General features: G+C 60.2%; 11 protein-coding genes. 7 read left to right on the top strand and 4 right to left on the bottom strand.

Annotation, left to right across the window (positions count from 1 at the left end):
• The first annotated feature begins 138 nt into the window (after window positions 1-138).
• Window positions 139-417: a hypothetical protein gene (locus P5205_22090; protein ID HSA13051.1), complete on the top strand. Its 279-nt coding sequence runs from the start codon at window positions 139-141 to the stop codon at window positions 415-417.
• 70 nt (window positions 418-487) lie between these two features.
• Here the strand turns inward: P5205_22090 and P5205_22095 are convergent, their stop codons facing one another.
• Window positions 488-1219, bottom strand: a complete 732-nt coding sequence (locus tag P5205_22095) for a hypothetical protein (GenBank protein HSA13052.1) — start codon at window positions 1217-1219, stop codon at window positions 488-490.
• A 2-nt stretch (window positions 1220-1221) separates the two neighbouring features.
• Complete coding sequence (locus P5205_22100; GenBank protein HSA13053.1) at window positions 1222-1815, bottom strand: sigma-70 family RNA polymerase sigma factor; 594 nt, start codon at window positions 1813-1815, stop codon at window positions 1222-1224.
• A gap of 141 nt (window positions 1816-1956) precedes the next feature.
• Between P5205_22100 and P5205_22105 the strand changes: the two genes are divergently transcribed.
• The 5 genes from P5205_22105 (at window position 1957) to P5205_22125 (ending at window position 4957) form a co-directional block, all read left to right on the top strand.
• Window positions 1957-2622, top strand: coding sequence for a hypothetical protein (locus P5205_22105; protein ID HSA13054.1), 666 nt, complete (start codon window positions 1957-1959; stop codon window positions 2620-2622).
• Window positions 2619-2963 (top strand): hypothetical protein, encoded by a 345-nt coding sequence (locus P5205_22110; protein HSA13055.1) that lies wholly within the window; start codon window positions 2619-2621, stop codon window positions 2961-2963. Before P5205_22105 ends, P5205_22110 begins: the two co-directional genes overlap by 4 nt.
• Window positions 2960-3838 carry a hypothetical protein gene (locus P5205_22115; protein ID HSA13056.1) on the top strand — a complete coding sequence of 293 codons (879 nt, stop codon included), beginning with the start codon at window positions 2960-2962 and terminating at the stop codon, window positions 3836-3838. The genes P5205_22110 and P5205_22115 overlap by 4 nt, the downstream gene beginning before the upstream one ends.
• A 217-nt stretch (window positions 3839-4055) precedes the next feature.
• Window positions 4056-4304: a hypothetical protein gene (locus P5205_22120; protein ID HSA13057.1), complete on the top strand. Its 249-nt coding sequence runs from the start codon at window positions 4056-4058 to the stop codon at window positions 4302-4304.
• Between the two features lie 2 nt (window positions 4305-4306).
• Window positions 4307-4957 carry a hypothetical protein gene (locus P5205_22125; protein HSA13058.1) on the top strand — a complete coding sequence of 217 codons (651 nt, stop codon included), beginning with the start codon at window positions 4307-4309 and terminating at the stop codon, window positions 4955-4957.
• Window positions 4958-5023: 66 nt separating this feature from the next.
• Here P5205_22125 and P5205_22130 read toward each other — a convergent pair whose 3' ends face one another.
• Together P5205_22130 and P5205_22135 are read right to left on the bottom strand one after the other, a co-directional pair.
• Window positions 5024-6424, bottom strand: coding sequence for a hypothetical protein (locus tag P5205_22130; protein ID HSA13059.1), 1401 nt, complete (start codon window positions 6422-6424; stop codon window positions 5024-5026).
• Window positions 6425-6459: 35 nt separating this feature from the next.
• Complete coding sequence (locus P5205_22135; GenBank protein HSA13060.1) at window positions 6460-8067, bottom strand: SIR2 family protein; 1608 nt, start codon at window positions 8065-8067, stop codon at window positions 6460-6462.
• A 525-nt stretch (window positions 8068-8592) separates the two neighbouring features.
• Here P5205_22135 and P5205_22140 point away from each other — a divergent pair.
• On the top strand, window positions 8593-9822 hold the full coding sequence (locus P5205_22140; protein ID HSA13061.1) for an ABC transporter substrate-binding protein: 1230 nt from the start codon (window positions 8593-8595) through the stop codon (window positions 9820-9822).
• Window positions 9823-10246 lie beyond the last annotated feature (424 nt).

Here is a 10246-nt window from a genome sequence, read left to right on the forward strand (position 1 = left end):
CTGATCCATCAACTTCATGTTCAAACAATTACCCGAACAACTTCATGTCGCGATCTGAAGACCACTCCCACTGGCCGCCTGCGCCTGCCGCGCGTTTTTGTGAAAGGGCAACGAAGCCCGAAACAAAGAAAACAAAATATGAACACTACAGACATCAACAAGAACCTCACCGCTCCCTCCGTCACCATCGCTCCCCGCAATCCCGCTCGGGGCGTCCTCAACTTCGTGGTCACCCTCACGACCCACAAGGACGTCCGCAGTTACCCCTGCCGCTCCATGGAGAGTGCGATCAAGCTGGCCGAGCGCTTCATTGCCGGCGTCATCAAGCCCCGCCCGGCGGCCCCTGTTGGCCAGTCCGGCCCGGACCCCGAAGCCACCCCGGCTCCCGCTGCCGAACCGGTGGCGGTGGCGGCGTAAGCCAAACATCCCTGGCGCCTAGCCGGGGATTTTTTTCTGCTCGCGAACCAGACTGCCAAAGCCGGCCAGACTAGGCCGAACCACCCACGGGGCGGTCGCTCTCCTTCGCAGACATCTCCTCCAGAATCTTCCGCTCCCGCCGAATTGCTTCCAGAACCCGCTCCGCCTCCATGCCCGAGCTATGCAGGTGTTCTAGCGCCTGACTCAGCCGCTTTTCCACCTGCTCAAGCCCCGCTATTAGCTCCCCCTGCCGCTTCCTCACCTCGCGCCGCGGCGTTCGCCCGGCTGCACCTGCAGCCGGCGGCGGCATGGACGGGGAAGGAGGACTTGCAGCCAGCGCCGCAAAGCTAGCCTCCCGCAACCTCCGAGGAGCAGGCTCATAGGAAGCGGTATCCTCGCTCAGCACCGCGCCACCAAGCAGCAGTTCCTGCAACGCCTGCACCAAACTGGCGCCCTCTTGTCGGGTAGCCGGAGCCGGATCGCGCCTCACCCATTTCTCCAGCTCCGCGAGTAAATCCCGCAACCCACTGCGACCCGTCTCCCGCTCAGCAAACACGGCGCGAACCTCCCTCCGCAGTCGGGCCATCGGGGCCGGCGGAATCGGCCCCTGGGGGTGCTCAATGTCCTCCAGCAGCGGGAGAATTTCCCGCGCTGCCGCGGCCTCCGCACCCATCTGTTCAAAATCGTTCTTCAACTTCGGGCTCGCCGCCAACAACGCGCGCAGTTCCGCCTCTTCCGACGGCTGCGCCTTCTTGGAGAGCGCTTTCTGGGCGAGTTCGACAAAGCGTTCTTCGTTACTCATATTCATCGCACTCTCTCCAATAATTCTTTCAACAGCGCCGGGTGCTTTTCCAACTCGCCCCGCAAAGCCTCCCGCGCTCTCGATAATGTAACCCCGACAGTGCCGATCGGCATACCCAACTTCTTCGCCAGCTCCTCCTGCTTCAGCCCCTCAAAGTAAAAGCCCAAAAGAACCTCCCGCTGCCGGTCCGGCAGCCTCGCTGCCAATCCCACCAGCAACTCCGCCAGATCCAGCGCCTCCACCTGCTCCACCGGGCCAGGAGCCGCCGACGCCAGCTCCTCCTGCCCCTCGATACTCTCCGTCGAACTGACCCGCCGCCGCTCCGCCTGCATTCGCCTCAGGTGATCCAGCGCCCGGCGCGTCGCAATGACACCCACCAGCGCCTTCAGTCGCTCGAAGCTGGAAACCCTCCCAACCCTCACCATCTCAGCCGCCTCACGCACCGCCGCGATGGCCACATCCTCGACATCCGCCGGAGCCACCCTCCCAAGCCGCCGGTTTGCCGCCGACCACGCCACCGGCCAAAGCCAGAAGAACGCAAATTCCCACATCGAGGCGTCACCGGCCTGAAGTGGGGCTATGTCTGGCTTGAGCATGGCCCCCCACTGTGCGCAACCACCCCCGACCAGTGCAAGCACTCCCTGCACCCCCCAACCACCCATGTAAGAAAATTTCCGGCCCCCACGATGATATTTGGTACGAGCGAAGAAAACACTTCGCCGGAAGAAAGGACCAACATGGAAGACATAGTTGATTATCAGGTGCAGCCAAAAACCGGCCCGAAGGCGGCCCAGCCCCTGGCTTGCGAAACGGCCACCGTCATACCCGCCGGCTTCTGGGGCAACCTCGACGCCGCCCAGGAACTCTGGGCCGATTGCCTGGCCACCCGCACTCCCGACCCGGACCCCGTCGCCAAACTTGTCGCTATGGGCCGCCTCTTCGGCATTCACCGCGCCCCGGACGCCCCCGCTTGCCTCGCCAACCTCGCGTGGACCAACGGCGCCTTCCTTGCGGCCGATGGCCAGCCCCTCCAGGCCCTCCAGCACCTCACCGGGGACCAATCCGCACACGCCGAGTCCCTCCTTTCCGTCGTGCTCCAGACCCGAGGAGTAGCAGGTTCGTCCACCAGCCCAATTGACGACCAGCGCTTGTTCCTCGCGCGCGCCTTGCCACCCGACCCCATTGCCCACTACGGGTCCTCCTCCAACCTTGCCCGCGTCGCGGCCCACGCGGGCTGGCTCGCCTACCACCATCCGCTACTCGTCACCGCCAGGATAGTCGGAGGTGGCCCGCTCGGTTATGCACGGCATTTCCTCGGCATCCAACTGCTCCGCCAGCTCAGCGGCTGGGAAACGTCTCGGACCCCAAGAAGGGCGATGCCAAGAAGACTGGTGGCCGCATGAACCAATCCGGCACCGACGGAGACCAGGGAGGAGGCAAAGCGCAGCCCCGACCAGTTGCCATCGACCTTCGCTCATTTCAGGAGGATTCTCAGGAAGGCACCTATCAGCTTGTTGCTCGATCGCCGGATGGCCACGACGGGGCCATCCTCGTCGACGCTGTTACCGAGGAGGGACACCCGATTTCTTGCCCTCTTGCTGCCGCATGGGACGAGGCCGGCAAGCCTCTTACCGTCGAGGGCAACCGCATCACTGGCATCCCACTCCAGGCAGGCCAACCCGCACGCCTCAAGATCCAGCTTAAACAGGCCGCGAGAGTCGCTCTTCGCGCTTCCACCCTATGAGAAACACACGCGCAAAGGCCTTGCCTTACCCCGTCCTCACGCCGCTCTCCGACGACGTCATACCAAACACGTTTTCGCTCGACTGCGCTCAGGGCGACATCACCTGCGACACATCTAGATGGAGCATCCGCGGTAAAATCTCGCACCAAAGCACCGACCTGAACCGCCTGGTTGATGCCGGGCGCGCCGCATACGGCATCCACGTCGAATGTCCACGCACCTTCTTTCGCGCATGGTTCCCGCATTCCACCACCGACGTACATCTGGAGCTGCCTGCCTCGGCGGTCTGGTCAACAGTCGAACTTTCCGCTTTTTGCATCGCCTCCAAAGAAATCCGCTCCTACTGCATCGAAGGCCAGCACCAGGACTACCGCAGCGCGTCATTCTCCATTGGTGTCGGCGACATTCTTGCTTTTGCTCCCACGGTTGAGTTTGACGCCTTTCTCGACATAGACCCTGTTAAGAAGATCTCCTCAATCCTCGACATCCGGAAATCGGACCTCCGCAAGTCCGGCCCCGTCACGATCGATTTTAACTCGGAGCGTATTCAGCTCGAGCTCTCACACGACGACTACAACAGTTACATCGAATTGCGCGCCGACCCGACGCTTCGAGGCCTCCTGGCCTCCAACGTCATCTTCCCGGCGATCCTTCAGTCACTGAATTACCTCCTCCGCCTCGGTGACGACGAGCTGGAGGAAGCAAAAGCCCAACAGCGTTGGTGCCGCAGCCTCTGGGCCAAGCTCGAGAAAGCCGGGATCACGCACGCCTCAACGCCAGAACAAATCTTCCTCTGCGCTCAGGAAATCCTGAAGGAGCCCGTACGCCGCGGGCTCGGGGACATACTCTGCCAGCTCAACGGAGGTGCCGCTTGAACCTCAAGTTCCTCTCCCTTTCCGGTTTGGACCACTTAAGGCAAGGCATAGCCGCAAATCGCCAGGCTTACCTGAAAGCGAAGGTCCCCTCTCTCCTCGCTGCCATTCCATCCGGCGGCATCCTCGAGTCCCGCATCGCGGTTGACGATCCGCCAGCGCTGTACCTGCCCGCTGGAGACAATCTTCGCGACGCTGACAACGCCCGTCTCATCTACACATGGCTCTCCCGGCTTCCCTGGCCTTCCGTGCCCCAGACCAAGGCGCAGCGCTCCTTTACGAGCACTCCCGGGCCACCAACTACGCCGTCGAGTTCTGGGGCGTGACCATCCTCGAGTGCTGCACGAACCACCCCGCCCAGAAGTCGCTCGATCATTTCCACACCGCCCTCGGCGACCTCCTCGCCAAAGCCTCCGCAATTACCGACAGATTCTCCTCCCTGACCAAGAGCCACTCCATCTCCTTCTAGCTATGGCAGCGAGCGCTGAACGTCCCTCACAAGGCCCCGAATGTCGCCTGCAGTATCTCGTCCTCGCCGACCTCGTCGCCTCCACCGCGACCACAAAGAAAATGGGCAACGACGTCGGCATATACCGAATGCGCGAGTTCGAGGACGCAGCTAGGCAGGCCCTCAACACGGTGAAGCCGCGCATCACCGGCAGAGTCGCAAAGACGATTGGCGACGCCGTCCTGCTGACCTTCGATCATTTTCCTCACATCCTCTGCTGGAAGATCGAGTTCGATGGCGCACTGCAATTCAAAATACTGCCGGACGGCCGGCACGAGCTGCGAGCGCAGCGAATGCCGCGACTGGAAGCCCGCGTCTGGATACACGTTGGCGAGGTCGAACTCACCAAAGGCGACGTCCACGGCTTGGCGGTAAATCAACTGTGCAAGACGGAGCAGGCCGGCAAATCCCTTGTCCTGCCAGGGGCCACTGTTGCCACCAGGGCCGTGCGCGAAGTCGCTGGCCCCACCTTGTATCCCAAACAATGCAAATTCGCCCGCCTCAAAGGCACCGGCCTGCGCGATGCTCCTCCGCCCCTCTGGGCCATCGACATGAAAGCGGACATCCCTTTCATGATCAGTCAGCAGAGAAAAGCCAAACAAGCCCCCGCCTGACGGAGCACGCCGGGGCAGAGCTCCTATTCGTTGGCACGGCCCCCGGTGTAACGCGGCCGCCCGCTCCTACATGAAGAAGCGGAATTGGTACGTCGAAGAAAGCAGGCTCGGCATGCGCTTGATTACTCGCGCGAGAACCTGCGCGTATGCCATCGTCACCGGAAGACGATCGTAAAGGGCATCGTTATTCCAGTTCATCTTCGAAAGCCCCAGCACAGAATCGCAAGGCCCGTCCCACGAACCATGCCCGGCAAATCGCTTCAATTGCAGTGGCTCCGGAATACCCTTTCCCTCCTTGTAGAAGTTCTTGCCGTCCAGCGCGGCACGTGGAGCGTTACCCTGAGTCCAAAGCAAGACGGTTCGCCCGTCCAAAGGCAGGAAAGTGCCGCGCTCACAGGGATACGCCGCCGGCGCTCCCTTGCCTGCCCCGCGCACCTTGGGCGGGTCAATCAGGACCCCCCGCCAGCCCGCGTCCTGCTGCACCTGAGTGAGCTCAACCTCAGAAGCCCGCAGCGCGTCGAAACAGCCATCCACCTCCTCCGGCTTAAACTCAGTCGATTTGTGGATCACCACCTTGTTAGGCGTTCTACCGGTATGTCGTCGCTGGTACAGGGCCAGACTGCGCGCTACCACTCTCCGCATGTCCGCGCGCCCCAAAAACGGATTGTCTCGCTCCACATGAACATCAGCGGTGTCATACGCGACAAACTCCACGCCAGACCCATCCGCATCGAACACCTGGCTGCAACACGTAATATATCGCCGCCGATCAGATTCCACCTGCCTCATCGCGTAACTCAGTCCAATGTATGCGGTCTCCGGATCAGTATCTGCGAGCTTCCATGGAATCCCGCCGGCCTTCGTGTAAAAGGCAATTCCTAGCCGCCACATCACACTGCACCTGCAGGGGTACGCTAGCGCGCTATCATCGTTAAGCACCTGAGTCGGAACCCCTCGCACCGCCGCCACAGCCTTGATGTAATCATGAAGATCAAATTCATCCCCCTCCGGGCCAAAGAATCCCCGTTCCCAGCGGTTCGGCAGGTAAATCGCCACCACATCAAACTCGTTTCTCTTCCCCCCAACCGCGGAAAGCGCCCGCGTCAGTTCCTGCGCCAGCAATACGTGCGGAGCGTCCGCCCCGGCAACCTGGTCGTCCAACTCGCGTGGAAACTCAAACACAACCCCCGCTCTAACAACATTCAAACCAAAGATCCGTGAGAATCCCTGGAACTCCGGAAGGTAGTTCTTACGCTCTCGGGGCCAGTGCTTCTGGGAAAATTCCCCAAAGAGCCGATCCACGTCCTTCAGTCCGCCGAACGGGGTGATAACCGCAACCCGAATCGGATCAATCACACTGCTCACCGTCGAGCGACTGTAAGGCCCGTAGTAGGTCAGGCCAACGAGCGGGTGCGGGTGTCGGTCCTCCTTCCGGTCAGGGTGAAACAGCAGATCCCTCTCTGCCAATCGGCTATGCTCAGGGAATATAGGATTGGGCGCTTTCATCGTGCAACCAATCGCCTGGAATAAGCCGTCGTATCTCCGATCTCAAACACGGCATCAATCCCGTCACTGATTCCAAATGCGCTCAACTTCGCTACCGGCTGCTGGGCCGAAATGACCTCACACCAAGCCGCTAGTAATTCGTTCGCCACTCGATTATACCGCACTGCGTGCCGCTCCCTCTGGAATTCACGCACGACCTCCCGTTCCCCATCGCCCGGCCTTCCCACCCACACCGTCGGCTCAATTACGAGCCACAGCCGCCCCATGCGATATTCGAGGTGTATCTCCATGGCCTCCGCCCACGGCACCGACGTCTTCCCGACCGTCCCGCAGATCACGTTAACGACCTTCTTCAGTGGCGCCAGCCTGGCGGAACCCTCCTCCTTTGTGTCGACCCGCAATATCCGCTGACCACGCCTGCGCTCCGATACAAAACCCCGCTCCCTTACCAGAGCCTGCACCAAACCGTCGTAAATCAATCCGCCCTCGATCGAATCGTACCACAGCCTGCGGGGCTCAATAGTGTAAAGATCGCTACCATCCATCTTGAACCCGCCAAACGCCTTTGCCGCCTCAGCGTCGCTGCCAAACAACAGAACTCCTGCCTTCCGGCGGGTCGCCACAATATTAGCCCCAGAGGCCTCCACGGCCTCGTACACCTCACCAACGCCCCCGATCTCGCACCGAACGACCCGACACACCGTCGGGAACTTGATCACCTCCACGGCATTCAGACGAACAACAGGCCAGCCACCTCTACCATGCGGCATGGTCGCCTCGCTTATCCGCTGAACCTTGCTATTTAAAAACTCCACGTCTTCCTTGGGCACGTTCGGGAGCTGGGCGACAATGTCGGCGAGCAACTCGTCGAACGTCTCCACGGTGATCAGGTGAGCATCAACGCCAGCAGCCCGTGCCTTTTCTACGAAGGAAACAACCCGTGCACTGGCACCGTTTCGGGTAAACCAAAACAGTCCGGACGGATAACCCCGCCCCCCGTCGATCGCCTCCTCGAGTGCAGCCATCACGGACAGATCCCGCCCACTATAGCCACATACAATCAAACCCAAGCGCCTGCACGTCTCTACCAACTCCCGACGCAACTCTGCATCCTGCGTCTGCAACTCCTCCGACGTGTTCTTCAACCGGCGCGATTGGAAATCCCCGTGCAGCTTGCCCAGAAGCGGCCAGCGACCCTCCTGTAGCGCCTCTCGCATCAAACCCGGCGCGTCCAAGCTTGATACCACCAGCTTGCCCGTTGTCTTCAGAATTCCCGCGGCGGCGTCCTCAATATTCCGGTCGAAGTTCGTTGTCCACAGCACCCGCGCCTGACCAACCTTCATGAGAACGCCCAAGGCAAGAAAGCCGTAGGAGGGCGTGGCCTTCGAAATGAGCTGCTCGATGTACCGCCGCCGATCCGACTCGTTCGGAAAGACCGCCGAGAAGTAGTGCGAGTATTCCTCTTCGGCACCACCCGCCGGACACCCTCCCCGGCCGTCCAGATACCTCTGTATCCTCCCTTGCACCACTGGATTTGAAAGATCCTCGCATGCTCGCAAGGAAATCCCCTGCTCACTGCAATACAAGCGGCGTTTGAAGTCCAAAATCATATCCCCGGCTGTGGCGATTCCCGAGGAAGCGGACGCTCCTGCCCCCAGCAACCACATCAGGTTCGGCGCACGTAAAGGGAAAAGCCGGAGGAATTCAGCAACATCCACAAAAAGCGCCTCCTCCTGAGCGCAGCGTCTCAGGCCCTCTTCCGCTGCCATGAAACGAGAGGGCCCCTACCGCTACGATGACCAGATTCACGTGCACCGCCCGCCTTCCTATCAAAACCGGCCACCAGTCACAAGCCGAACCGACTCGCCTTAACCCCTGACGCCGCCGGCGCACCCCGAAGCTAGACTTTCCTTCCTCTCACACGCACCACCTAGGCCGCTTCTCCAACATCCCAAGGCACCGCTCGACCTCGCTCATCCGGCCAACGCGTTCAACCCCCACCGACGACAGCACCCCCGCAAATGCATTCTTGATCGCTCGATGACGAACAGGCTAAAGTCGCCGCATTGTTCTTAGGAACTGCGCTCTGCGCAAATGAACGGAAAACCTGTCAAACTGGAAGTCATACAATGAATTGCGAAGGTCACGAAGCTCTCCTCTGGACGCACAGGAAGACCCTGTCGTGTTTGTTCACGGTCGGAATGTCCCTTCTTGGAGTAGTTGGGTGCTCCAAATCCTCCAACAATTCAAACGAAACCTCAGTTTCGAATGGCCCTTCTCAGTCAGCAACCATCGGGGTACAAACCCTGAAAATAGGCGTTGTTCTCCCTTATGAGGGGCGGTTTGCAGGATTTGGTGAGGAGGGTAAGCAGGGGATCGATCTCGCTGTCCAGCAAGCGCAAGATGAGCTTGGGAAGCGGCTGCAGCTTTCGGTGAACTATGAGGACTCGAAGGGGGATGCTGCGGACGCCGTTCGCGCTTTCAGAAAGCTGGCGGATCAGACGCGGGTGGACGCTGTCATCGGCGAGGTCCTCAGCGCCAATACGCTGGCCATTGCGCCACTTGCGCAGGAGCTCAAGGTGCCTCTTGTGGTCCCTGCTTCGACAGCGGCTGGCATAACGAAAGCGGGAAATTTCGTGATGCGAGTTTGCTTCCTGGATCCCGAACAGGGCAGCGCCATGGCGAGTTTTGCCCGAAACGACCTCAAGCTGTCCCGGGTGGCCTTGTTATATGAAAAGGGCAATGATTACAGCGCCGGGCTCGCCAAGGCTTTCCAGAGTGCTTTTACGGCACTCGGTGGCAGAATTGTGGGGGAGTCGTTCCTCCGAGGTGAGGATGTTGATGTCCGAGCCCAGTTGGTGCAGATCCGCGACTGGCAGCCAGAGGCCGTATTCTTGCCGATGGAATACCCGACTGCGGGTCAGGTTCTAAAGCAGGCCGCGTCCGTAGGGCTAAAAATTCAATTCCTCGGTGGCGATGCATGGAGTTCGCCTGAGCTGTTCAAGATCGGAGGAGATGCGGTAAACGGATCCTACATCACAGGGCATTTCGCCTCCGACAGCACGAATGCCGTGGTGCAGAATTTCGTTGCCGGTTTCAAGAAGAGGTACGGGGTTCTTCCCTCGACCATGGCGGCACTCAGCTATGACGCGGCGCGGATCACTATTGATGCCGCTCTCCGTGCAAAAGGCACGTCATCAGAGAAATTGCGCGATGCTCTGTTCGCCACTCGAAACTACCCGGGAGTCACCGGCAAAATAACAGTGAGGCCGAATGGCGATGCCGACAAGGATATCATGATAATGAGGGTGCAAGACAAGAAGTTCGATTACGTCGGAACTTCCAAGGCCGCGGATTGAGTTAAGCGAAGCCCTTTTGTGGATTACCTCGTCATTGCGATCACGATGGGCAGCGTTTACGCGCTGCTCGCTTTGGGCTATGCGCTCATTTATTCCTGCTTGCGCTTAATCAACTTTGCCCATGGCGAGTTTTGCATGTTGGGGGCGTATGCGGCATTCGGAATTATGCAGCTTGGAACCACCCATGCGTGGCTGTCGCTGCCTGCTTCGATCATCGCCGGCGGCTTGGCGGCAGCGGTAACCTGGTTTATCGCGTATCGCCCTCTCAATCGGGCCGAACGGTCTAGCGCCATCCTTGCAGCGCTGGGAGCAAGCGTGTGCCTCCAGCAAGTTGTTTCACGCGTGGTTGGGGCGAGAAGCAGAGCCTTCCCCTCCCTGATACGGTTCCCAAAGTTATTCATCCGGCGGCGAGGACAGCCCTGAA

The organism is Candidatus Paceibacterota bacterium, from assembly GCA_035452965.1.
Classification (GTDB): domain Bacteria; phylum Verrucomicrobiota; class Verrucomicrobiia; order Limisphaerales; family UBA8199; genus UBA8199.

Coding starts and splice junctions, on each gene's coding strand:
- P5205_22095 (HSA13052.1), bottom strand. CDS start 1,219: ATGAGTAACGAAGAACGCTTTGTCGAACTCGCCCAGAAAGCGCTCTCC.
- P5205_22140 (HSA13061.1), top strand. CDS start 8,593: ATGAATTGCGAAGGTCACGAAGCTCTCCTCTGGACGCACAGGAAGACC.
- P5205_22100 (HSA13053.1), bottom strand. CDS start 1,815: ATGCTCAAGCCAGACATAGCCCCACTTCAGGCCGGTGACGCCTCGATG.
- P5205_22115 (HSA13056.1), top strand. CDS start 2,960: ATGAGAAACACACGCGCAAAGGCCTTGCCTTACCCCGTCCTCACGCCG.
- P5205_22110 (HSA13055.1), top strand. CDS start 2,619: ATGAACCAATCCGGCACCGACGGAGACCAGGGAGGAGGCAAAGCGCAG.
- P5205_22090 (HSA13051.1), top strand. CDS start 139: ATGAACACTACAGACATCAACAAGAACCTCACCGCTCCCTCCGTCACC.
- P5205_22120 (HSA13057.1), top strand. CDS start 4,056: ATGGCTCTCCCGGCTTCCCTGGCCTTCCGTGCCCCAGACCAAGGCGCA.
- P5205_22105 (HSA13054.1), top strand. CDS start 1,957: ATGGAAGACATAGTTGATTATCAGGTGCAGCCAAAAACCGGCCCGAAG.
- P5205_22125 (HSA13058.1), top strand. CDS start 4,307: ATGGCAGCGAGCGCTGAACGTCCCTCACAAGGCCCCGAATGTCGCCTG.